The sequence below is a fragment of the Planococcus liqunii genome (assembly GCF_030413595.1).
GTDB lineage: Bacteria > Bacillota > Bacilli > Bacillales_A > Planococcaceae > Planococcus > Planococcus liqunii.
In genome coordinates this window covers 627,996-650,340 of sequence record NZ_CP129238.1, presented here as the reverse complement: position 1 = coordinate 650,340, position 22,345 = coordinate 627,996, and the positions used below count along the sequence as shown (strand labels likewise).

The following is a 22,345-nucleotide window of genomic DNA, read 5'->3' as shown; positions in this document are numbered from 1 at the left end:
ACTTTATCCAACTATAATAACCAGAGGCAGCACTCACCCGCTGATTGGCGTTTCTTTTATTTTCCGAACGAGGATAAGAACTTCACGCGGTCGCCCATTGGCGGCGTGTTGTTGTCGACAAGCGCCACTTCCAGGACTGCCGGGCCGTTCATGTTCATCAGGTTCTCAAGAACTTCCGGATTCAAGTCGTCCATACCGTCCACACGGTAGCTTGGAATGTTCATCGCTTTTGCCATTGCTGAAATATCAATCGGCTCCTGCTCAAACGCCGCATGCACCCGTTTGAACTGCAGCGCATGTCCGTGGTAGACCATGCCAAGGCGGGCGTTGTTCATGACCACAAACAAGATCGGCAAATTGTATTCTTTCGCCGTCAAAATCTCCATGCCGTGCATAAAGAAACAGCCGTCTCCCGTAATCGCTACCGTCGGGCGCTCCGGTTCTGCAAACTTCGAGCCGATCGCCGCGCTAAGCCCGCTTCCCATAGCTCCGAAATGGACATTGATGTCAAACGTCCCTTCATCAAGCACTTTCATATGGTGGATAACGTACGCCATAAATTCGCCGATGTCGATGGTGTAGCGCGTTGAAGCCGGCAAATATTCCTGAAGTTTCAGCAAAACATTTTTCGTGCTGTATTCTTCAAGCTCCCCTGCTGTTTCCGCCACTTCGAGCGGCTTCAGCGGCTTCGCTGTTAGCCCAAGCGCCTTCAATTCTTCAATCAAAAATACCAGGCTTAATTGAATATCCCCTAAAACCGGCACATCCACTTCGTATTTGCGGTTAAAGACCGATGCATCAAAATCCAATTGAACAAGGAAACGATCTTTCGCCATATTGGCGTTGTAATTGTTTGTCGCTGTTTCCCCGAGGCTTGAACCGACTACAAGGAGAGTGTTGGCATCGCCTTCGTTCATCAAGGTTGAGGCGCTTTCGCTTCCGGCAAACCCGAAAATTCCGGCAAACAACGGATGGTCGTGGCGGATAATTCCTTTTGCCTGCGGCGAAACCATGATCGGCCATTCGAGCAACTCAGCCAGTTCAATCAGTGCTTCCGTAGAATTCCGTGCTCCCTGCCCTGCAAAAATGTAGCCGCTCTGGCCTTGTGCGATTTCCTTCGCAGCTTTTTTAATCGCTTCAAGATCCGGCGTCATGCTTTCCCGCTTTATTGGGGCTGGAATTTCCACTTCTCCTACTGGGCTGTGCTGAATGTCGATTGGCATGGCCACATGGACGGGCCCCGGTACGCCGGAAATCGCAATTTCTACCGCTTTGACGATTTCCTTCAGCAAGTCTTTGCTGTCGGTAACCGTTACGCTGTATTTGGTGACCGATTTGAATACCGGATCTGCATCCAATTCCTGAGAGGCGTTCAAGCCCATTGTACTCACCGGGACTGCACCTGTTAAAAACAAGACAGGCAAATGCTCACGCATGGCATTTGCAGCGCCCGTGACAAGGTTTGTGCCTCCTGGGCCGCTGCTGCCGATGCAGACGCTCAATTGATTGCTGTATTTGGCATAAGAAGCAGCCATGTAGCCGGCAGCCCCTTCGTGTTTCGTGACAACTGGTGTGATTTCTGGCATATCGTAAAGCTCATTGAAAAATCCGTTGACGGAACCTGCTGGAATACCGAATACGTGTTTAACTCCCATGCCTTGCAAATACTCCAATACTGAGCGAACTGCTTTCATTTTATAAAGCCCCCTGGTTTTAATGTAATGTATTATTGTTGCTGATAAAGTATTTTTCGGCAAAATCCAGTGCTTTGACCGGTTTGCTGAAGAAAAAGCCCTGCATGATATAGCAGTCTTTGGACATCAGGAAATCCAATTGTTCCTGAGTCTCCACCCCTTCTGCGATAACATTCAGTTTTAAGTTTTGCGCTAACGTAATAATGGTGTCGGTGATGGCCGCATTGTCGCTGTCGTGTTCAATATCCTGGACAAAGGACCGGTCAATTTTGAGTGCATCGATCGGGAAGTTTTTCAAATACCCCAACGATGAATAGCCGGTCCCAAAATCATCAATGGCAATTTTCACGCCGAGCTTCTTTAATTCCTTCATTTTTTTGATGGTTACGCCTGTATTGCGGATCAATTGATTTTCCGTCAGTTCAATATGAAGGCATTCCGGATCGATTTTCTGCTCTTTGATGATTGCTTCGACCATGGCTACCAGATTGTCTTCTTCAAATTGGCGTCCGGACAAATTTACCGAAATGCTCAGCTCGGTATATCCCTCTGCATGCCATTCCATCAATTGCCGGCACGCATTTTCCAGCACCCATTTGCCGATTGGAATAATCAGCCCGGTTTCTTCCGCCAGTGGGATGAAGTTCACCGGAGAAACCATGCCTTCTGTCGGATGAATCCAGCGGAGCAGCGCTTCAGCGCCGATCAAGGTGTTCGTTTTGCTGTCGATTTGAGGCTGATAATAGATCTCGAGCTCATCATTGTCCAAAGCTTTGTATAGCGCATTTTCCAATTTGATGCTTTCAAGGTTCCGGTTGCTCATTTCACTTTCAAAAAAGTGATAATAGGTCCCTGAACGTTCTTTTGATTTGTACATGGCGGCGTCCGCATTTTTAATGAGGACTTCCGCCGTATCGCCGTCCTGCGGATACATGCTGATGCCGATGCTTGTTTTGATATAAACTTCGTTGCCTTTCAGCCAATATGGTTTTGAAAAAGAATCTATGACTTGCTCAAGCAGCGGCAGTACATCGTTTTTACAGTTTATCTCCGGCAAAATGATGGTAAATTCATCGCCCCCCTGGCGTGATACAATGGCGTCTTCAGGAATGCTTTCCCGCAGGCGTTCAGCGGATTCACGCAGCAAAATGTCCCCATAACTGTGCCCCAGGCTATCATTGATCAGCTTAAAGCGATCCAGGTCCAAATAAAGAACCGCCAATTTTTTGCCTCTTGCTTTGGATTTAGCCAGCATTTGTTTCAGTCGATCATTCAGCAGCACCCGGTTTGGCAAATCGGTCAAACTGTCATAATAAGCCAAGTACTTTATTTCTTCTTCGAGTTTCATTCGTTCAGAGATGTCTTTGAAGGACACAACTTCGCCCAGCACTTGGCTGCCGTCTTTAATAGAAGAAATGACGTATTCAACGGAAAAGCTCGATTTGTCTTTTTTGAAAAACTGCTGATTTGGTTCAAAAAGAGCCGTTTCGGAAATCGCCGGCTTTTTTTTGCCAAAAATGATGTCGGAGCTTTTGCCGATCAGTTCTCCGGATTCGTAGCCAAGCATCGATTCGCTGGCAGGATTGCAGAAGGTGATTTTCCCTTCCAAATCCAAACCGAATAATCCGTCTCCTGCGGAGTTCAAAATCAGTTCCCGTTCACGGCTCAAATTCCCAAGTTCTGCTACTACCCGTTCCAATTCATTGTTCTTGATCCGGATTTCCGAGGTCCGTTCTTCAATGATGACTTCCTGCTTTTCCATATACAGCAAGTTTGATAAAGTGGCCGCGGTGGCATCTGCCAAAGACTGAGCCAGCTGCATGTCCGCTTCCGCAAATGAAAGTTCCTCTTTTTCCAATTCCGGAACCGCGAGTGCCCCCAGTACTTCACCCATGGCGATCAACGGCATCATGAACATGCCTTTAATGCCAAAATTGGCGCAGACTTCATGGTTCGGCCGGTCATCTTCAAATACATTCGGAATAAGCAAAGGCTTTTTTGTGCGGATCACTTCCTGGAACACCCCGTCATTGGCGGGATCGAGCGGCGCTTTCGTGTGCGTCGCCAACCATTCTTCTTCTGACCAATCACTGTCTTTGCTCAACGTCGCCGGTTCAATCTTCTTTTCAGCTAAAGGCTCCAGAAGATGCACGCCTACATTGTAGTTGTTCAATACTTCGCCAACATAGGAAAAGCATTTGTCCAGTGCTTGGGACATTGTTGAACACATCGACAATTCCCGCGTAAAGTCCAGCAGCACCTGTTTTTCAGCCAACAGATTTTCTTTGCGGGTCAAGTTGGTGGCATTGCGGATGGCAACGCCTGCCATATTGACGTAAGCTTCCACCGTCTGGATCTCATCTTCTTTTAAATTCATTGGAATTCCATAGTCAAATAAAAACACCAGACCAAACAATTCATCTTCATACGTGATGGGCAACCCAAGCAACGATTTAATTTGGAAACCTGCAACCGCCCGATGATCCGGCCGGTCATCTTTGGAGGTATCCGGAATGTAAATCGTTTTCTTTGTTTCGATTACTTCTTTTGCCAACAAATCATATTCTGTATCGATGAAATGCATATCCAGTGTCATGCCGTTTATGATTTCCGGTTTGCCGACAAAGCCGCGGAAATCTCCATTCTCTTCAGGCAAATAAATGCCGACCGAATCACACTGGACAATTTCTTCAGAAATCGCAGTGATGACATGTTCAAGCACTTCTCTCAATTCAAGTTTTGTATTGATTAATTTGGTGATTTGAGCCAGCCGAGAATATCGTGTCTGTTCTTTTCGCATCCATACGCTCCCCAATTCTATGATTAATCGGTTCGATTTTAGAATCCGTTCCAATAAATGTATTTTATCTCTTTATTTTAACACTTTTATGCAACGAATATACTGTTTTATTGTAAAGTTTTTAGCACATACTACCATTGAATATAGTTATTTTGGCTGAAAATTACATCCTCCTAATGTACTGATTATTTCATTTTGTCTATATAAAAAAGTAATTATCCTGCAAATATGAAAGGCTGTCCGCATTTGCGGACAGCCTGAGTTTGCAGACAAAAGAATTTTTACGCATGAGAAATGAATGAACATACAACCGGGCATCCCGGATCCTCCGTTTCAGCCGGACGCGTTCCGCTGGCTCGCGCCGCACTATCCCGTAGGAGTCGCCGGCTTCCACTCCGAATCCTCAAAGTGGAGGTTACCCAGAGGTGTCACTTTTCTTCTACATCCAGATGGTAGGTCTTCAATCGGGTTATCGTTCACTTTCAGAGATGAAAGTGAGTCTTCCAACCGGTTCGGCCACGAAGACTCCTGTGGGAGCAGTGAAGGAGCAACGCGACTGAGCGACGAAAGCTGAAGACCCCGGAGGTGCAGAGCGGCGAGGAGGCTAAAGCTGAGCCCACGGAAAGCGAAGTGGCCGGTCCGGTTGGTTTTATGGATTTCTATTCATTTAATTTATACTTTGCGGACAGCCTCTTACATTTCTATTTCTATTCCGGAATCCAATGCTTTCGCTTTTGCAAAAACCCCTTTGGCGACAGCGAGATCAAAATAGGCGGCTCCGACCGATTTAAAGAAAGTAATTTCTTCAGCTGACTCGCGTCCGGCTTTTTCGCTGCCTGCCAGTTCGCCAAGTTCGGCGTAAATATTGTCGAACGACCAATCGCCGCTTTCTGCACAGTGGATCAGTTCACCGGCTTCATCCCGAACACCAACTAAATCATCGGCAACGATTTTATCAGCCCGCTCTACGGTAACTTCGTCCACTTCGCGCATGCTTGGCAAATAAGATCCGACGCCGTTTATATGGGTTCCTGGCTTTAAATCCCTTCCATCAAATACCGGGTTATCAGAACGCGTGGCGCAGCAGAGGATGTCTGCCTGGTTGACGGCCTTCTGGACATCCGTTTCGACTTCGTATGGAACCGTGACGCCGAATGCTTTCAATTTCCCACCGAAAGCCTCCGCTTTTTCAGGCGTCCGGTTCACCAAAGTGATGCGTTCTATTGCCCGGACTTCCAGCACTCCAAGCACTTGCTCAAACGCCATCGCTCCCGTGCCGATTACAGTCAGGACGCGGCTATCAGTTCTCGCCAGGCGCTCTGTTGCAATGGCGCTTAATGCACCTGTCCGCAAGCGCGTCAGGTAAGACGCCGTCATGAGTGCAACGTGTTCACCGTTCGCTGCATCCGACAACAGGATCATGCCTTGGGTTGTCGGTTTTCCTTGCGCCGGGTTTTCCGGAAAGATGGTGACCACTTTCACGCCGGCAATGTCGCCCACTAAATCGGCACTCGGCATATACAAGGATGATGCCTGGCGTTCCGGGAAATCCAGAACGGTGCGGTGTGGGTTGTCGATTTTGCCTTGCTGTTTTGCTATCAAAATTGCCGTGATGTCTTTGATGGCATCTGCCATGTTATACGATTCCTGAATCTGTTGTTCATTGATGATGAGCATGGTTGTCCTCCCTTGAAGAAAGTGGCTTATACGCGGCTTTCTTTCGCCGCCACTTTCGGTGCTGCCTGTTTGCCGCTCAGATCTTTCACTGCCCAGATAGAGACAAGTGAGATCAGCGCGGTGAAGATGATGTAAATCGCGACCGGCACATAAGAATTATCAAAGTTTGCAAGCAACGCCGTCGCAACGAGCGGAGCTGTTCCGCCTGCCAGGGCTGCGCCAATCTGGTAGCCGAGCGTAACACCCGTGTAGCGAACTTTGGCGTCAAAAATTTCCGAGAACATGGTGCCGAGAACGGCAGTAATCGGCGCCCAAATAATGCCAAGGCCAATAATGGTCGCTACCACCAGCAGCAGGACAGACCCTTGGTGCAACATCCAGAAATACGGGAACGCGTAAAGCGCCATTGCCATTGCTCCGGCAATGTACATTTTCTTGCGCCCGACTTTATCGGACAGCGAGCCCATAATCGGAATTAAAATTGTCGTGATGACTGTCGCAATCATTACCGACCCCAATGTCGCAGTTTGTGAAAAGCCAAGATTCGTTGTGGCATACGATACCACGAATGTCCCGAAAATATAGAACGGTGCGGTTTCCACCACTTTCGCGCCGATTGCAATCAGCACTTCGCGCCAGTGGTATTTCAGTGTATCGACAATCGGCAGTTTCGGGATTTCGCCCGATGCCTGTACGGCCTTAAATTCCGGTGTTTCATCGATGCCTTTACGGATCCATAAACCGAAAATAACGAGGAATGCGCTCAAGATGAACGGCACGCGCCAGCCCCATGTCATGAATGCCCCGTCCGGCAGCAAGGTCATGATCCAAAGCGCCAACGTTCCCATGACCATCCCGATCGTAACGCCCATTTGTGGAATACTGCCGAAAAATCCGCGTCTTTCAGGCGGTGCGTATTCCGTCGCAAGCAACAGCGCCCCTCCCCATTCGCCGCCGATTCCAAGGCCTTGCACCAAACGCAGCGTGATTAATAGAATAGGTGCCCAAATGCCGATAGCCTGATAGGTTGGCAGCAGACCCATGCCGAATGTAGCAAGCCCCATCAAGCTTAGCGTAATGACCAAGGTTTTCTTGCGCCCAATGCGGTCGCCGATATGGCTGAAGATGATGCCGCCAAACGGACGAATGAAGAACGATAATGCAAATGAGGCGTAAGCGAGCATCAGCCCGACTGTCGGATCCTCGTTAACGAAAAATAATTGATTAAATACAAGAGCCGCCATTGTTCCATATAAAAAATAATCAAACCACTCAATCGAACTTCCCACTAAACTTGCCGTCAATACCCGCCGTGTTTGCTTCTTGTCCAAACTGACTCCTCCTTGTGTTTGTTTGAATTGAAGTAGCACTTCAATTTCTCCCATGTTCCTATCTTATTCAGTTCCAAATTTTCTGTCAACGACTTTTTTCAGTGGTGGGCTTTTGGCAAGTACGTTATGATAAAGGGAACTTCAGTCTGAAAGCAGGCTGATGAAAAGGATAGAACGATTAGAGTAAGGCGGGGAATGGTTATGCCAACGAGTTCAATTGGCTTTACGCTGAAAGATCTTCGCAAAAAGCGAAAAATGACATTAAAAGAATTAGCTGATGAGACCGGTGTGTCCATCAGTTTCCTGTCTCAAGTGGAACGGGGAAAATCAAGCGTCACGCTGGAATCGCTGCGGAAGATTTCCGATGCCTTGAATGTGGATCCCAGTGCATTCTTTGCTGAAGGCGATACTGATCAGGACGAGCTGGCGATGCGGCTGGAACGGTTTTATTATAAGGACTTATCGAATGATGTAAAAGAAGCGGACTTTTCTCCGATTCTCGTCACCTTGCATCCCGGGGAAAACGAAGGCAACGCGTTTGCTCATCACGGCTATGAATTTATTTTCGTCGTGGAAGGCGTATTGACTGTGGAAGTGGATGGCCGGCAATTTGAACTCAGCGAGCAGCAATCGACGATGTTCGATGCGCGCCAAACGCATTACTGGTTTAATTTGACCGACCGCGACGTACGCTTTCTGGTGGTTTCATCCAAAACGAAATGAGGAGAGTGTCCGATGAACGTACAGCTTAATCCAGCAGTCGACCAATACATCAAAGAACTTCCAGAGCATGTCCAGCAAATGGCGGTGGAATTGCGTCAATTGATTTTCGAAGTTTCCGAAAGCATGACCGAAGAAATCAAATGGGGCAAACCTTCTTATTCACGCGACGGCTTGGTATGCTACCTGCAAACCGCTAAAAGCCATATCAATTTCGGCTTTTACCAAGGCGCCCAACTGGATGACCGGGAAGGCCTTCTTGAAGGCGACGGTACAAAGATGCGCCATATCCGAATCCGGAAGCTTGCTGACATCCAGCCGGGACCGTTCAAAAACTTAATTTGGGAAGCGATTGATTTGAATCGGCGCTAAAAAGGATGGCTCCGCGGAGCCATCCTTTTTTTGTTGATTATGCCCGAGTCGCAGCTGTTTATGCCCAACTTCGGCTGTTTATGCCCAAGTTTCCTAAAATCGCCGATTTATTTCACCGCTTCAAACGTGATGCATTGTCCCGCTCCAGTCGGATACTCCCCGTATCGGTAATCGGTTGAAATCGTGATAGCCGTAAATCCCGCCTGTTCCAGCAACAGCCTAAATTCTGCTACACCGTACCAGCGCATAGGAAAGCGCTCCAGTTCGGTTTCAATCAGCTTGCCGTCCCGCCACTTTTCATAGCGGTTGTGCGAAATACTATATTGGTTAATCCAATCCACTTCGACTTTTTTGTTTTCCAGCGTAATGGTGTCCCCGTTTTCAAGGGTCCAAGTGCGAGTCGAAGTTTTCTCCAGCTCGATATTCCCCGGCAAATACAGATCAACGATGAACCGGCCGCCGCTTTCCAGATGACGATGGAAATTGCTTAAAGCTTGCAGCGATTGCTCCCGTTCATGCAAAAGCAGAAACGTGCCGGTCGGAAGGATGATCGCCCCGTATTTCCCGCTAGCAGTAAACGACTCCATCCGCCCTTCAAACAGTTCCGGACTGAGCCCCCTTTCACGGCAATTGTCCCGGCATCTCGCGAGCATTTCCGGCGATACATCAAAGCCGTCAACTTCAAATCCGGCTTGGAGCAGCGGAATCATCATGCGTGCTGTGCCAACTGCCGGTTCCAAAATCCGCCCAGCTGTTCCTTGCAGCCGCTCCAGATAATACTCGATATCGCCGAACGAACTGCCGACGGGTTTGTCCAAGTCGTATACTTCTGTTGATAATTTACTGTAGTAATTCAGCAATGTGCATATCCCCCTTGTTCTTCCCCTCCTTTTGGAAGGGTTCTTCCTAACTTCCAAAACGCAGGAAGTCGAATCCATCTGTTATAATTTCCGATGTCTTCTCAATACGACAAGATTCAGCACAATAAAGACGGACGCAAAAACCACCAATGCCAACAGATCGCCGCTGATTTCACTGAAGCCCTGACCTTTGTACATGACTGCTTTCAATGCGTCCGCTGCATAGTAGATCGGCATGATGCGGCCGATTGCCTGCAGCCAGTCTGCCAGTCCTTCGACGGGGAAAATACCGGCAAAAAAGATTTGCGGCACGACCACAATCGGGATGAATTGGACCATTTGGAATTCAGAAGATGCAAAGGTCGACAATAAAATACCGAGCGCCAACGCCACTAATGCCAGCAGTAAATTAATGAGCAGCACATGCCACACCGATCCGACCAGTACCACATCCAGCACCGTAATCGAAAACGCCACCACAATGACCGTCTGAATGACCGCGAAAATGCCAAATCCGATTAAATAGGCCGCAATCAGCTCTCCTTTGCGGATGGGCGTCGCCATCAAACGCTCCAGCGTACCGGATACCCGTTCTTTTAACAAGCCGATCCCGGAAATCAAAAAGACGAAAAAGAACACAAAAAAGCCAATCAATACCGGCGACAGCACATCGAAAAATTCCGTGTCGCTGCTGCCGTAAATATAGGCGGTTTCGAGCGGTATGGGCTGAGCTTGTCCCGAAGCCAGCAAAACCGTCTGGCTGACCTGCGCCAGCAGATTTTTCGCCAGCGACGGATCATCATTCAGCAAGGTTAAGGTCATCCTGCCGCTTTCCAATTCCAGCAAACCGTCCAAATCGTCTTCTATCACCGTTTCCTCCGTGGCTTGGCTGTAAGAGGTGATGATCATCCCTCTTTCTTCCAAAGCCATAGCCAACGATTCGGGAACATCCACTGTCCCAAGTTCAGGCTGAACCGTATTGCCGTTGAAAAAGAAGTACATCAGCGTCAGGACAAATAGCGGCGCCAGAAACAGCAGCGCCAAGGTCCGCTTGTCCCGCAGCATTTGTTTGGTGATCCGGCGCACCAACGCGGCAATTCTCATCGCTGCTCCCTCCCCGCTTTTAGGAAGGCTTCTTCTAATTGATTGACGCCGTAATGACCTTTCAATTCTGCCGGTGTGCCGCTCGCTAAAACAGCTCCGTCCCGCACCATTGCCACTTGGTCGCATTTTTCCGCTTCGTCCATGACATGCGTCGTGATGAGGATGGTTTTTTGCTGTTCGTTTTTCAAATGAAACAACTCGTTCCAGATAGCTACACGCAGTTCCGGATCAATCCCCACTGTCGGTTCATCAAGTATCAGGATTTTCGGATCGTGCACCAACGCGATTGCGAGCGACAGCCGGCGCTTCATGCCGCCGGAATAAGCCAATACTTTCTTTCCAAGGTCATCGGACAGTTTGACCAGGTCCGCAGCATAAGCAATGCGCTTTTTCATATGGGATTTTTTCATCGGATACAGCGATGCAAAAAAGTCCAGGTTTTCCTTGCCGGTGAGCTCCGGATACAGGGCATCGGACTGCGCCATATAGCCAATCTCGTTCAGCAGTTCCAGATCCGGGACTTGCACATCGAGCACCCGAACCGTACCCGAATCCGGCGCATCAATGCCGACGATCATTTTCACCAAAGTTGTCTTTCCCGAACCCGATGGCCCGATCAGTCCATAAATCTGGCCTTCCCCAATCGACAAATCGATTTCCTGCAGCACGGTTTTCTTGCCAAAGCTTTTGCTGACGTTTTTCAACTCTATGCTGGCGTTCATGGACAAGCCCCCATTTCAAAAACGAATGCGTGATTACTCTGTATTTTACTCTTTTCCGTTCTGATTCATAGCCGCTTAGGCAATAAAAAAACAATCTCCACTAAGGAGATTGCTCTTATCGTTTCATTCGGCTGATGCAATACTGGTAGATTTCCGCTGTCACCAGGCAATCGCCTAACGCATCGTGGGCATTGTGCTCAAGCTGCAGGTACTGCGCTAAAGTTCCCAGCTTGTGGTTCGGCGTTTCGCGGATGACTTTCCGCGCCAGTTTCACCGTATCGATGACCGTGTACTCCGGAATCGGCGTGATTTTGTCGAGGGCGTACAAAAAGCCCATATCAAACGGTGCGTTATGTGCCACTAGCGGCAGTCCCTCGATAAACTCGATCAAGTCGTGCGCCACTTCGTCAATTGTCGGCGCATCCTGGACGTCTTGGTTTTTAATGCCGGTGATGCGCGTAATGGTCGGAGAAATGTATTGTTCCGGATTGATCAGCAAATACATCGTGTCTTCCCGGTTGTGCCCGATGTATTTTACGGCCCCAATCTGGATGATTTTATCGCTTCCTGCCCGTAGGCCGGTTGTTTCAAAATCCAGGACGACGTAATTTTCCACCAATTCCATGCTCGGTTTGTATTTCTTCGGGCTCGGCGTCTGGTTCCGCGTCCATTTCGGGCGGGTCTCCCGCATTTTCTGTTCAAGAATCTGTCTCGGGTCTCGTTTTTCCATGCCGTCCCTCCTTCCAATTAAACTTTCTCTCTATTGTACCGGAAAAAGTTTAAAATTTCCGTTCTGGTGCTATACAAAGAGTAAGAAACTTCAATAGGAGGCGTCTAAAATGGCCCGTGACAAAGGGTTCTCAGACAAACTGAAAAGCGTCGTCAGCCGGACAAAAGGTGAAGTCAAAGATCAAGTCGGCAATGCCACAGACAATCCGCGCCTGCAGAATGAAGGCAAGTTTGACAAGACCAAAGGCAAATTCCAGAAGACCATTGGAAAACTCAAACGCGGTTCTTAACTTCCAACATCCAGCTTATTGCTGGGTGTTTTTTATTCGATTGTGCCAATCTTCTGCCAGCATGCCGTAAACCGTGTGGTCAACGTAATGGTCGTACAGCCATTCTGCCTGGCGGATGGTGCCTTCTTCCACGTAGCCCAGGCGCTCTGGGATACTGCGGCTTTTCTGGTTGCCGACAGCGGCACGAATTTCCACTCTATTCAGCTTCAACTCGTCAAATGCATGTTCGGTAAACGCTTTTACGACACGCGTCATGATGCCATGCCCTTGATATTGCGGCGCGAGCCAATAGCCGATCGACGCTGCTTTGTTCGCTTGGATAATGCTGTTGAAACCGCCCATCCCCACTATTTCCCCTTCAAACAAAATAGCGGCGTTCAAAGTTTTGCCTTCTGCGAAATTGCTTCTGCCTGCTTTAATAAAATCCTGCGTGTCTTCTACTTTCGCGGTGAAGTCCACCCACGGAAGCCATTCTTTCAAATACTCACGCGAGCTGTCTGTCAATTCGAAAATCCGCTCTGCGTCTTTCAGTTCCGGAAGTTTCAACGCCAGCTCATCGTCAATTTTATGTATAAACATGCCAATTCCCCCTTAGATTTACTTTATATAGTAGCACAACCGGGTTTATTGCCGCTTGTGAAAATTTATTCGCACTGCACCTTTTTTAAGCGAAAAGCAAAAAAAAACAGATTCCAAGTAGGTGCTTGGAATCTGCTGCTTCTCATGCCAACGCCGCAATGCGCTCTTTGTATTTTTCAATCAAGCGGTTGTTGTGGCTGTCGGCGCCGTCGATATTGCCGCTGAGGAAAACCGGCGGCTCGAAACCGTTGTCGGCCATTAGCTGGATCGCTTCAGCGAATATGGCGTTCAGGATTGTGGCGCCTACGACAGTCGAAGTCGGACCAAAAGGCACTTGGACGTTTTCTGCCTGGAGTACGGCATCGCCGATCACGGAATGGTTATTGATGGCGAGATCCACAGCATCGTGCAGATGTTTACCGCTCCGATGCCGCGATGTTTGGCTGTTGGCGTATTCCAGCGACGTCAATCCAATAGTGAATGCGCCCGCTTCACGGGCCGCCAATGCGAAATCGATCGGCACGGGATTGCGTCCGGAAGTAGACAAGACAAATACCACGTCTTCCGGGCGGAAATCCTGCTCCCGCAGCACTTCTTCGGCATAGTCGTTTTGCCGCTCAAGCTGCGAAGAACGGACCGCTCCTTCATGAAGCATCAGTGGCTCGATGAAAATCGGCTTGACCGGAACGAGCCCGCCAGCCCGGTAAAACACTTCTTCGGTCAGGATATGGGAATGGCCGCAGCCGAACAGCTGAACAATGCCGCCGTTCTGTATGGCTGCCGCGACTTTCCCTGCCGCTTCGGCCATCGCTTCAGCTTCCTGTTCCTCGACTAGCCGCAGCCTTTCGCGTGCTTCTTTAAAATAGGCCTTCAGCATGCCTCATCCGCTCCTGTCTTCAAAGAATGTTTACGCTCCGAGGCCTTCGCCTACAATGAGTTCATCCACTGCAGCCATCAGTTTTTCTTCGTCTTTGCCATCTGCAATGATTTTGATTTCTTTGCCTTTTGAAATGCCAAGCGACATGACGCCCATGATGGATTTCATGTTTACTTGCTTGTCTTTAAACTCCAATTTCACATCGGCTGAGAATGGTGTAACGGTCTGTACTAGGCGTGAAGCCGGACGGGCGTGAAGGCCCTCATCGCTTGTAATAGTATAGTTTTTTTCAATCATGTTTTTCAGTTCTCCTTTGGGTTTGTTTTTAGCGTTGAATTTCGGTGACGAATTTGTACCGGTCCGCACGGTAAATGCTGCGGACCACTTCAAACGGCGTGCCGTTTGTTAAATAAGAAATCCGTTCAATAATCAGAATGGCGGACGGCATGGCGATTTGAAGCAGCTCCGCTTCTTCTTTGCGGACAAGTGCCGCTTCCATGCGCTGGGAAGCATGGCTGATGGACTGCTGGCCCGACTCAATGAGCGAATACAGCGAACCGTCCAATGCCTGTTCGTCAAGGCCTGGAAACAGTTTGGCCGGCAAATACGTCCGTTCGAGCGCCATCGGCTTTTCATTGGCGTAGCGGATCCGTTCAACCTTGAACACTTCCTCGCTTGGCTTCAGCTGAAGCTCTGCGGAAATGTCTGGCTCCGGCAGCATTTTTTCAAACTGGATGACTTTGTTGCTTGGCGTCAGCCCGCGGGCTTTCATATCTTCCGTAAAGCTCGTCAAGCCGTTCAGGGGCTGTTCGACTTTCTGCGAAGCGACAAAGGTGCCGCGCCCTTTTTCCCGGTACAGCAAACCTTCATTCACCAGATTGGTGATGGACTGGCGGACGGTCATGCGGCTGACGCCAAACTGCTCGGTCAATTCCCGTTCTGACGGAATCGCTGTCCCCACCGCCACTTCGCCGTCTTTAATCCGGCGCTTCAGCTCTTCTTCGATTTGGACATACATCGGGATATGGGATTGTTTATCGAGCACCGCGATCACTGCCTTTCTGGTTCCACCAATTGATAGGCATCCCGGTCTGCAATAAGTGTCACATCGTCATGGTTCCATAAAAACGAAGCCGGAAAATCTTCGCTTACTTGCTGTTCCATCAGCTTTTTGACGGCTGGGGCTTTTTTCTTCCCGGATGCCAGCAACAAAATGCGGTCACTTTTTAAAATCGAAGTGATTCCCATCGTTATTGCATGCGTCGGCACGGCTTCCTGTGATTCAAAAAAGCGGGCATTGTTTTTGCGTGTGGATTCATCGAGTTCGACGCAATGCGTCAAACTGTCTTCAGGGGTACCCGGTTCGTTGAATCCGATATGGCCATTCGTCCCCATTCCGAGAATCTGCAAATGCACCGGGCCGATCCGGTCAATCAGCGCCTCGTAGCGAACGCATTCCTCTTCCACCGAGCGGGCTTGCCCATCCGGAAGATAGGTATTGCGCATCTGAATGTTGATGTGTTTGAATAAATTTTCGTACATGAAACTATGGTAGCTGTTCGGATGGTTGCGATTCAGTCCTTGGTATTCGTCGAGATTGACGGTCTTGATCTGCTCATAGGAAACGCCACGGTTTTTAAACCCCTCAACCATTTTGCCATAAAGGCCGAGCGGAGTGGAACCGGTAGCTAGTCCGAGAATCGATTTTGCATTTTTCAAAACTTGCTGTTCCACGATTTCTGCAGCGCGCAGGCTCATTTCATCGTAGTTTTCCACCACAATCACATTCATGCCAGCCCCTCCTTCTTATACGCAATGGTGCCGCGGCAAATTGTCAGCTGCACATCCAAATGTTCATCAAGAATGACCAAGTCGGCGTCTTTGCCTCTTTCGATGCTTCCTTTATGGGATAAGCCCAATTTTTTTGCTGCGTTGTAAGAAGTGACGGCAACCAGTTCCGAAATCGAACAGTCTGTGCACGATTGCACGTTTTTCATCGCTTCATCCATCGTCAGAATGCTCCCGGCGAGAGCGCCGCTTTCCAGCCGCGCGCCGTTTTCAGTAACGAATACATCTTGCCCGCCCAAATCATACGTACCCGGCTTAAGCCCTTTTGCCCGCATAGCGTCGGTGATCAAGACGAGGCGATCAGCCCCAATTTGGCGGAACGCCAGCTCTACCGACTTCGGATGGCTGTGAATAAAGTCCGCAATGATTTCTACCGACAAGCGTTTGTCCACCAAAGCCGTTCCTACGACGCCCGGTTCCCGGTGATGGAATGCACTCATCTGGTTGTAGAGATGCGTCACATGGCTTGCGCCAACCGAAATGGCATGCTGCATTTCTTCCCAGGTGCCGTCTGAATGGCCAATGGAAGCAATCACACCGGTGGACGTCACTTCGTCGACAAAGCCATAGCCGCCTTCTGTTTCCGGCGCCATCGTCACGAGCTTGATGCGGTCGCCGCTCAGGCTCTGCCATTTCTGAAACAGTTCAGTCGATGGCGGAATGATGTGTTCCACCGGCTGTGCACCCGGCTGCTTTTTCGAAATGAACGGACCTTCCAGGTGGATGCCCACCATTTCGGCCTGGCCATCACCTGATTCAAATCCGCTTGCATTTTGAAGCGCTTGCGATACAGCTTCATCGGATTGGGTCATTGTCGTCGCCAAAAAGCTTGTCGTGCCTTCTTTTGGCAAAGCGCTCGCCATGCCGCTCAGCGCTTCCGGCGTCGCGTCCATAGCATCAAAACCTGCCGCACCGTGGATGTGGACGTCGATAAATCCCGGAACGAGTGTCCAATCTTTTCCGGCTGCATCAATATGGAGATCCGCTTCTTTTGCAAGTGACGGAGCGATTGCTGCAATTTTCCCGTCCTCCAGGTAGACATCTCCAAGAAACGGTTCGTTTTTTGCATCCGCAATATGAATAGATGAAATCAAAATGGTTTTCTTCATTTTTTGCCTCTCCTTACGAAAAACCAGGAACATCACGGATGAGTTTCCTGGTTTTGTTTTATCGCCCTGTAAGTGCCTTAACTGCAAACAGTGGAGGGGTGAGCTCCACTGTTTTTTTGTTTATTGAATTCTTAAGATCGAAACAGTGCCTTGTTTTTGAGAACCTTTTTTCAGCACTTCAAGCTCCTGACCTGTCAAGTTAGTGAAAATGACCGGTGTAACCACCGAAGGTGCATTAGCTCCAAGATAAGTCAGATCCATTTTCAATAATGCATCTCCGCGCTGAACCAGCTGGCCTTGTTCCACGAGGGTCTCAAAACCTTCGCCGTTCAGTTTGACCGTATCGAGCCCTACATGAATCAGGATTTCGATGCCGGTATCCGTTTCAATGCCGATGGCGTGCTTCGTCGGGAAAACGGTAACTACGCGGCCATCAACCGGTGAATGCAGCGTGTTGCCCGATGGCACAATTCCGAATCCTGGCCCCATCATCGCTTTGGCAAATACTTCATCCGGCACTTCGGACAACGGGATGATTTCTCCGTCAATCGGCATCGCAAAGTCTTCTGCACGGATTTCTTTCACCATTTCAGGTTCTGTGGACATTTCTTCTTCCGGCACGTTCAAGCTTTCAGGCGCCGGGTTGCCATTGGCCAAGCGTTTCTTCATGGCGTCTGCCAAGAATTCAACAGCTGTTCCGATTACCACTTGGACGTTTGTTTTATTCACTTTCATAACACCCATTGCTCCGTGGCGCTTCAGTTCTTTTTCATTTACCCGGTCTGCGTCTTTTACAGACATACGAAGACGCGTTGTGCAATAATCAACTGCCGCAATGTTTTCGGCGCCGCCAAGCGCTTCGATTGTGTGATACGCTCTGATGTCGATTCCTTTATTGCCCGTATCTGCATTGCCGTCTTCTGCATCTTCGTCTTCACGCCCAGGCGTTTTCAGATCCAGTTTGACAATCAGGAAGTAGAAAATGGCAAAGTAGATGACACCGGTTCCGAGTCCCATAACCAGGAGCACCAGCGGATTCTGTGCCAGCCCGTAGTTCAGAACAAAGTCGATGGCGCCTGCCGAGAATCCGAAGCCGTGATGGACATCAAGTGCATAAGCAATCATCATCGATACGCCTGTCAATAAAGCATGGACAACATACAACAATGGCGATAAGAACATGAATGAGAATTCGATTGGTTCCGTGATCCCAGTAAGGAATGACGTGAAACCGATACTGAACAGCATCCCGCCAACAATCGCTTTGCGTTCTTTTTTAGCTGCTGCATACATAGCCAAACATGCTGCCGGAAGCCCGAACATCATGATTGGGAAAAAACCGGAAAGGAACGGCCCCGCTGTCGGGTCCCCTTTTAGGAAACGGTTGATCTCACCGCGCACGACTTCTCCCGTCGCGTCCGTGAATGTACCAAAATCAAACCAGACAATCGTGTTGATGACGTGGTGCAATCCGGTTGGCAACAGCAAACGGTTGAAGAAACCATAAGCCCCTACCCCGAACATGCCTGCGTTTAAAATCCAGTCGCCTGCGCTGTCGATCAAATCCTGGATCGGCGGCCATGCGTAGCCTAATATCCCTGCCAGCACCGTCATGGTGGCAGCGGTTATAATCGGAACAAAGCGCCGTCCTCCAAAGAACGCGAGCCAGGCCGGGAACTTCACGTTATAGAATTTATTGTATAATAGCCCGCCGACAATCCCGGAAAGGATTCCGGCAAATACGCCCATATTGATTGATTCATTGATTGTGACAATCGCTGAAGTCAATACGAGATAAGCAATGGCACCCGCAAGCGCCGCCCCGCCGTTGCTGTCATGGGCAAGCCCGAAAGCGATACCGATGGCAAAAATGATGGCAAGGTTGTCGATGATTCCCGCACCGGCTGCCGATAAGAACGGAATGCCGAGCAAGTCATCCTGGCCAAACCGCAGGAGCAAAGCCGCTGCCGGCAATGTTGCGATCGGGAACATCAATGATTTCCCTATTTTCTGCAGAAAACTGAACAAGTGAATCCACCTCTTTTTTCTTAGTCTTAATTTTTACTATAGAGTTAATATGTATAGATGTCTATACCAATTTGACGTTTTCATAAAAAAATGTATGCGTTTTCTTTTTACTTCAAATAGAAAAAAATAATTCAGTTACTTGGACATACGGCATCAGGAAAAAGAAAAAAGCTGCAGACTTTGGGGTCTGCAGCTCTTTCCTTCCTATTTATACAGCAAGTAATTCTTTCTGACTTTCTCGAACTCTTTCAGTTCCGGTTTCCATTGTTTTTTCATTTCTTCAACGGTCATGCCGTCTTTGATGCCTTGGGCAATCCAGTCGTTGCCGATCAAATTGTTGAAGAACGCAGTCAATGTAACTTCGCCCGGATACAGATCATAAATCGTTTTGACGATGTGGAGTCCGGTTTCAACCGGCAGGTATGCGTCGCGGTCCGTGATATGGACTTGGATGCCGTGCGACAGTTTGCCGGAGTGTTTCGAGAATGCCGGAGTGAACGAGGCTGCGCGGAAAGCGACGCCTTGCAATTCCAGCGCATTCAATTCTTTTGCCAGTTCGGTGCTGTTGATGAACGGTGCGCCGATGTATTCGAATGGCTTGGTCGTGCCTCTGCCTTCCGACACGTTCGTGCCTTCAATCAAAGCGGTTCCCGGATAGGCTAGAGCCGTTTCAAGTGTTGGCATGTTCGGTGAAGGTGCGACAAATTCCAGCCCGGTTTCATCGTAGAACATGTTCCGCTTCCAGCCTTTCATTTTGACGACGGTCAGGTCGGCACCGATGCCAAATTCTTCATTGAACAGTCCAGCCAATTCGCCGACCGTCATGCCGTGGCGAAGCGGAATCGCGTATTGCCCGACAAATGAAGCGAATTTCGGATCAAGCACCGGCCCTTCCACTTTAACGCCGCCTTGTGGGTTCGGACGGTCAAGCACGATAAACGGAATGCCTTTTTCTTTGGCCGCTTCCATCGCTAGCGCCATCGTATAGATGTACGTATAGAAACGAGTGCCGACGTCCTGGATATCAAACAGCAGCACGTCAACGCCTTCAAGCATTTCCTGTGTCGGTTTTCTGGTAGAGCCGTATAGGCTGTAAACCGGAAGGCCGGTCACTTCATCATTATAGAATTCTACATATTGCCCAGCCTGCGCATCCCCGCGCACACCGTGTTCCGGCCCGTACAATGCCGTCAGATTCACATCGGGATCATTGTGCAAAAGGTCCACGATGCTGTTCAAGTCTTTATCCACGCCTGTCGGGTTGGTGATCAGCCCGACGTTTTTCCCTTCGATCAAGTGTTTCTGGTCTTCCAGCAGCACTTCGATTCCGATGGCAAATTGGTCTTTTTTGCCTTTGCCGCGGTCTTTCGATTTGCCGTTGCCGTTGTCATGATTGGCGAATGCGATCGAAAGTGTAGATAAAACGAGCATGGCGGTGAGCAGCATTACAATCCATTTTTTCAAAGTCATCTCTCCCTATCCGTTTAGTAAGTCAAACCGTGTCCGTATTCATAAAGTGTGCCGCCTGCGAGATCCGGAATGGTTACCGGCAATTTTCCGGTTGGTGACAATTGCCCTAGAATCGTTGAAGCCATCGCTTCGTAGCTTGCTGTTCGGAAGCTGTATTGCGTCAAATACGCATCCACTTCCGGATAAGCCATAATATCGTATGGATTTTGGATGCCGACTGCAATGACTGGTGCATCGGTAGAGGCAATAATCTGGTTGGCCATTTTCATTTGTCCGCTGTTCGGCGAACGCTGCGAGACAGTGGATGTACGCGTTCCGACTACCACTGCTTTTGCAGCTTGGACTTGGGCCAGTTCCTGCTCGGTCAATAAATTATCTTTTTGAATCCAGATGGTGTTGCCATGGCGCGCTTTCAATCCTGCATAAAGTTCATCGGAATAGGCATTTCCGACAACCACCACTAAGTCTTCGGGATTTGGTGCCAGCGGCAATACGCCTTCATTTTTCACAAGCGTAATAGATTTTTCCGATGCTTCGCGTTCAACTTGCTGATGTTCTTCCGAGCCGACCACCTGCAGCGCATTGGCCACTTTTTCTTCAACCGGCTTCGGTGTTTCTTCTTTCACAATGCCGCGCTTTAATTTCAATGCCAGGATGCGCTTGGCTGAAGATTCGATGCGGTCTTCGGAAATTTCTCCTGAACGGACCGCTTCGTATAAACCGTTTGCGACACTTTCAAGCCCAACCGGCATGAGGACGATATCGCTTCCAGCATTGACCGCACGGATCACGGCTTCAACCGGTCCGAAATGGTCGGCAATCGCCTGCATATTCAAGGCATCGGTGAAAATGACGCCTTCATAGCCCATTTCATCCCGCATCAATTCCGTTAGTACTTTGTGTGAGAGCGTAGCCGGCAACGTGATTTCACTGCCGTCTTTTTTCGAAATGACTTTTGTGCCGTCCACTTTCGGGAACGTCACGTGCGCGGTCATGATGGCATCAATGCCCGCTTCCATCGCTTTTTGGAACGGGTACAATTCAACTGCTTTCAATCGTTCCAAATCATATGGCACTTCCGGCAAGCCGATATGGGAATCGGTCGCTGTGTCACCGTGTCCCGGGAAATGTTTCGCAGTCGCAGCAGTTCCGGAAGCTTGCAGCCCTTTCGTATAAGCTACACCCAGTTCCGCGACCAGTTCCGGATTTTCGCCGAATGAACGGACGCCGATGACCGGGTTGTCCGGATTGTTGTTGATATCAAATGACGGGGCAAAGTTCATGTTAATGCCAAGAGCGGAAAGCTCTTCGCCAATTGCGTTCCCCACATTCTCCGTAATTTCTGCAGAGCGCGTCGCTCCCAGCGCCATGCTTCCCGGCATATCGGTTCCGGACTGCAGACGCGTCACGATGCCGCCTTCTTGGTCAATCGTCATCAAGAGGCCGTATTTTTCTGCCGCTTCCTGATAGTCCGCCACAAGCTTTGTTGTCTGTTCAGTCGTTACGACGTTTTCACGGAACAAGATGACCCCGCCCAGATGGTATTGCTTCACCAGTTGCTCAATTTCTGGAAGTAGCTGTGTGACGTTTTGCCCTTTCCAGTTTCTGAAATCCGGCATCAGCATCTGGCCGACTTTCTCCTCCATCGTCATGCCGGCTACTGCTTTTTCGATCAAGTTATAGCGCTCTCCGCCGCTTTTAATTACCGACACCTTTACCGGCGGTTTGCCTTTGCCGGTTTTAGCGGACCCATCCGGCTTTACCTGCACGGCGATTCGATCCGTGTAGCTGCCGTCGGTTACTGTGATAAACGTTTTCCCCGGTTTTCCAAGAACCGTTACCGTACCTTCGGCGTCTACAGAAGCTACGGTTTTATTCGTCGAACTCCATTCCAATCCTTCCGAAGCCCCCAAAAAGTGTCCGTCTTCATACAAATGCACGGCTTTTAATGTGAGTTCCCCGTTGCTGTCGACTTCGACTTCAGGCACGTTTTGAAGAATCACCAAATCGGCCGCCGAGTTTTGCGCTTTTGCTGCTCCTGCGCCGGCTGCCAGTGAAGAAACCACCAAGGCGGCGATCACCAGCGGCAAAACCAATAATTTATGAATTTTTTTCATATTCCATCCCCCTCTAAC

Annotated in this window: 20 protein-coding genes; 3 read left to right on the top strand and 17 right to left on the bottom strand. The window is 49.3% G+C overall.

Annotated elements, in window-relative coordinates:
* Positions 1-56: 56 nt before the first annotated feature.
* The 4 genes from QWY22_RS03340 to QWY22_RS03325 all read right to left on the bottom strand — a co-directional run bounded on the left by QWY22_RS03340 (position 57) and on the right by QWY22_RS03325 (position 7,502).
* The gene (locus QWY22_RS03340; RefSeq protein WP_300983050.1) at positions 57-1,694 is read right to left on the bottom strand and encodes a thiamine pyrophosphate-binding protein; all 1,638 of its coding nucleotides are present in this window, start codon (positions 1,692-1,694) and stop codon (positions 57-59) included.
* 19 nt (positions 1,695-1,713) lie between these two features.
* Positions 1,714-4,494, bottom strand: a complete 2,781-nt coding sequence (locus tag QWY22_RS03335; protein ID WP_300983049.1) for a sensor domain-containing phosphodiesterase — start codon at positions 4,492-4,494, stop codon at positions 1,714-1,716.
* Positions 4,495-5,187: 693 nt separating this feature from the next.
* On the bottom strand, positions 5,188-6,171 hold the full coding sequence (locus QWY22_RS03330; protein ID WP_300983048.1) for an ornithine cyclodeaminase family protein: 984 nt from the start codon (positions 6,169-6,171) through the stop codon (positions 5,188-5,190).
* A gap of 26 nt (positions 6,172-6,197) precedes the next feature.
* The gene (locus QWY22_RS03325; protein WP_300983047.1) at positions 6,198-7,502 is read right to left on the bottom strand and encodes an MFS transporter; all 1,305 of its coding nucleotides are present in this window, start codon (positions 7,500-7,502) and stop codon (positions 6,198-6,200) included.
* Positions 7,503-7,703: 201 nt separating this feature from the next.
* On the opposite strand from QWY22_RS03325, the gene QWY22_RS03320 reads away from it, so the two are divergent.
* Positions 7,704-8,225 (top strand): helix-turn-helix domain-containing protein, encoded by a 522-nt coding sequence (locus QWY22_RS03320; RefSeq protein WP_300983046.1) that lies wholly within the window; start codon positions 7,704-7,706, stop codon positions 8,223-8,225.
* 12 nt (positions 8,226-8,237) lie between these two features.
* Positions 8,238-8,594, top strand: coding sequence for a DUF1801 domain-containing protein (locus QWY22_RS03315; RefSeq protein ID WP_300983045.1), 357 nt, complete (start codon positions 8,238-8,240; stop codon positions 8,592-8,594).
* Between the two features lie 107 nt (positions 8,595-8,701).
* On the opposite strand, the gene QWY22_RS03310 is transcribed toward QWY22_RS03315, so the two are convergent.
* The 4 genes from QWY22_RS03310 to QWY22_RS03295 all read right to left on the bottom strand — a co-directional run bounded on the left by QWY22_RS03310 (position 8,702) and on the right by QWY22_RS03295 (position 12,010).
* Entirely contained in the window at positions 8,702-9,454 is a 753-nt protein-coding gene (locus tag QWY22_RS03310; RefSeq protein WP_300983044.1) for a class I SAM-dependent methyltransferase, read from the bottom strand.
* 81 nt (positions 9,455-9,535) lie between these two features.
* The gene (locus tag QWY22_RS03305; RefSeq protein WP_300983043.1) at positions 9,536-10,558 is read right to left on the bottom strand and encodes an ABC transporter permease; all 1,023 of its coding nucleotides are present in this window, start codon (positions 10,556-10,558) and stop codon (positions 9,536-9,538) included.
* Positions 10,555-11,280, bottom strand: a complete 726-nt coding sequence (locus QWY22_RS03300; protein ID WP_300983041.1) for an ABC transporter ATP-binding protein — start codon at positions 11,278-11,280, stop codon at positions 10,555-10,557. Before QWY22_RS03300 ends, QWY22_RS03305 begins: the two co-directional genes overlap by 4 nt.
* A gap of 115 nt (positions 11,281-11,395) precedes the next feature.
* Positions 11,396-12,010: a 3'-5' exonuclease gene (locus QWY22_RS03295; protein WP_300983039.1), complete on the bottom strand. Its 615-nt coding sequence runs from the start codon at positions 12,008-12,010 to the stop codon at positions 11,396-11,398.
* A gap of 109 nt (positions 12,011-12,119) precedes the next feature.
* Between QWY22_RS03295 and QWY22_RS03290 the strand changes: the two genes are divergently transcribed.
* Positions 12,120-12,299 carry a CsbD family protein gene (locus tag QWY22_RS03290; RefSeq protein ID WP_036802238.1) on the top strand — a complete coding sequence of 60 codons (180 nt, stop codon included), beginning with the start codon at positions 12,120-12,122 and terminating at the stop codon, positions 12,297-12,299.
* A 15-nt stretch (positions 12,300-12,314) separates the two neighbouring features.
* Here QWY22_RS03290 and QWY22_RS03285 read toward each other — a convergent pair whose 3' ends face one another.
* From QWY22_RS03285 to QWY22_RS03245, 9 genes are all read right to left on the bottom strand, one after another.
* Positions 12,315-12,878: a GNAT family N-acetyltransferase gene (locus QWY22_RS03285; RefSeq protein WP_300983038.1), complete on the bottom strand. Its 564-nt coding sequence runs from the start codon at positions 12,876-12,878 to the stop codon at positions 12,315-12,317.
* A gap of 142 nt (positions 12,879-13,020) precedes the next feature.
* On the bottom strand, positions 13,021-13,755 hold the full coding sequence (locus tag QWY22_RS03280; RefSeq protein WP_300983037.1) for an SIS domain-containing protein: 735 nt from the start codon (positions 13,753-13,755) through the stop codon (positions 13,021-13,023).
* A 30-nt stretch (positions 13,756-13,785) separates the two neighbouring features.
* Complete coding sequence (locus QWY22_RS03275) at positions 13,786-14,052, bottom strand: phosphocarrier protein HPr (RefSeq protein ID WP_263427806.1); 267 nt, start codon at positions 14,050-14,052, stop codon at positions 13,786-13,788.
* 28 nt (positions 14,053-14,080) lie between these two features.
* A complete protein-coding gene (locus tag QWY22_RS03270; RefSeq protein WP_300983036.1) occupies positions 14,081-14,800 on the bottom strand; it encodes a GntR family transcriptional regulator in 720 nt (239 codons plus the stop codon).
* Between the two features lie 5 nt (positions 14,801-14,805).
* Positions 14,806-15,546, bottom strand: coding sequence for a glucosamine-6-phosphate deaminase (gene nagB / locus QWY22_RS03265; RefSeq protein WP_300983035.1), 741 nt, complete (start codon positions 15,544-15,546; stop codon positions 14,806-14,808).
* A complete protein-coding gene (gene nagA / locus QWY22_RS03260) occupies positions 15,543-16,712 on the bottom strand; it encodes an N-acetylglucosamine-6-phosphate deacetylase (RefSeq protein ID WP_300983034.1) in 1,170 nt (389 codons plus the stop codon). Before nagA ends, nagB begins: the two co-directional genes overlap by 4 nt.
* Before the next feature lie 120 nt (positions 16,713-16,832).
* Positions 16,833-18,740: an N-acetylglucosamine-specific PTS transporter subunit IIBC gene (nagE, locus tag QWY22_RS03255; protein ID WP_300983033.1), complete on the bottom strand. Its 1,908-nt coding sequence runs from the start codon at positions 18,738-18,740 to the stop codon at positions 16,833-16,835.
* Between the two features lie 204 nt (positions 18,741-18,944).
* Complete coding sequence (locus QWY22_RS03250) at positions 18,945-20,204, bottom strand: exo-beta-N-acetylmuramidase NamZ family protein (RefSeq protein ID WP_300983032.1); 1,260 nt, start codon at positions 20,202-20,204, stop codon at positions 18,945-18,947.
* Positions 20,205-20,224: 20 nt separating this feature from the next.
* A complete protein-coding gene (locus tag QWY22_RS03245) occupies positions 20,225-22,327 on the bottom strand; it encodes a glycoside hydrolase family 3 protein (protein ID WP_300983031.1) in 2,103 nt (700 codons plus the stop codon).
* Between the last annotated feature and the right edge of the window lie 18 nt (positions 22,328-22,345).

Excerpts from the sequence above, each read along its gene's own strand:
- QWY22_RS03330 (WP_300983048.1), bottom strand. The coding sequence starts at position 6,171 with ATGCTCATCATCAATGAACAACAGATTCAGGAATCGTATAACATGGCA.
- QWY22_RS03245 (WP_300983031.1), bottom strand. The coding sequence starts at position 22,327 with ATGAAAAAAATTCATAAATTATTGGTTTTGCCGCTGGTGATCGCCGCC.
- QWY22_RS03340 (WP_300983050.1), bottom strand. The coding sequence starts at position 1,694 with ATGAAAGCAGTTCGCTCAGTATTGGAGTATTTGCAAGGCATGGGAGTT.
- QWY22_RS03335 (WP_300983049.1), bottom strand. The coding sequence starts at position 4,494 with ATGCGAAAAGAACAGACACGATATTCTCGGCTGGCTCAAATCACCAAA.
- QWY22_RS03285 (WP_300983038.1), bottom strand. The coding sequence starts at position 12,878 with ATGTTTATACATAAAATTGACGATGAGCTGGCGTTGAAACTTCCGGAA.
- QWY22_RS03280 (WP_300983037.1), bottom strand. The coding sequence starts at position 13,755 with ATGCTGAAGGCCTATTTTAAAGAAGCACGCGAAAGGCTGCGGCTAGTC.
- QWY22_RS03275 (WP_263427806.1), bottom strand. The coding sequence starts at position 14,052 with ATGATTGAAAAAAACTATACTATTACAAGCGATGAGGGCCTTCACGCC.
- nagB (WP_300983035.1), bottom strand. The coding sequence starts at position 15,546 with ATGAATGTGATTGTGGTGGAAAACTACGATGAAATGAGCCTGCGCGCT.
- QWY22_RS03305 (WP_300983043.1), bottom strand. The coding sequence starts at position 10,558 with ATGAGAATTGCCGCGTTGGTGCGCCGGATCACCAAACAAATGCTGCGG.
- QWY22_RS03320 (WP_300983046.1), top strand. The coding sequence starts at position 7,704 with ATGCCAACGAGTTCAATTGGCTTTACGCTGAAAGATCTTCGCAAAAAG.
- QWY22_RS03300 (WP_300983041.1), bottom strand. The coding sequence starts at position 11,280 with ATGAACGCCAGCATAGAGTTGAAAAACGTCAGCAAAAGCTTTGGCAAG.
- QWY22_RS03315 (WP_300983045.1), top strand. The coding sequence starts at position 8,238 with ATGAACGTACAGCTTAATCCAGCAGTCGACCAATACATCAAAGAACTT.
- QWY22_RS03295 (WP_300983039.1), bottom strand. The coding sequence starts at position 12,010 with ATGGAAAAACGAGACCCGAGACAGATTCTTGAACAGAAAATGCGGGAG.
- QWY22_RS03290 (WP_036802238.1), top strand. The coding sequence starts at position 12,120 with ATGGCCCGTGACAAAGGGTTCTCAGACAAACTGAAAAGCGTCGTCAGC.
- nagA (WP_300983034.1), bottom strand. The coding sequence starts at position 16,712 with ATGAAGAAAACCATTTTGATTTCATCTATTCATATTGCGGATGCAAAA.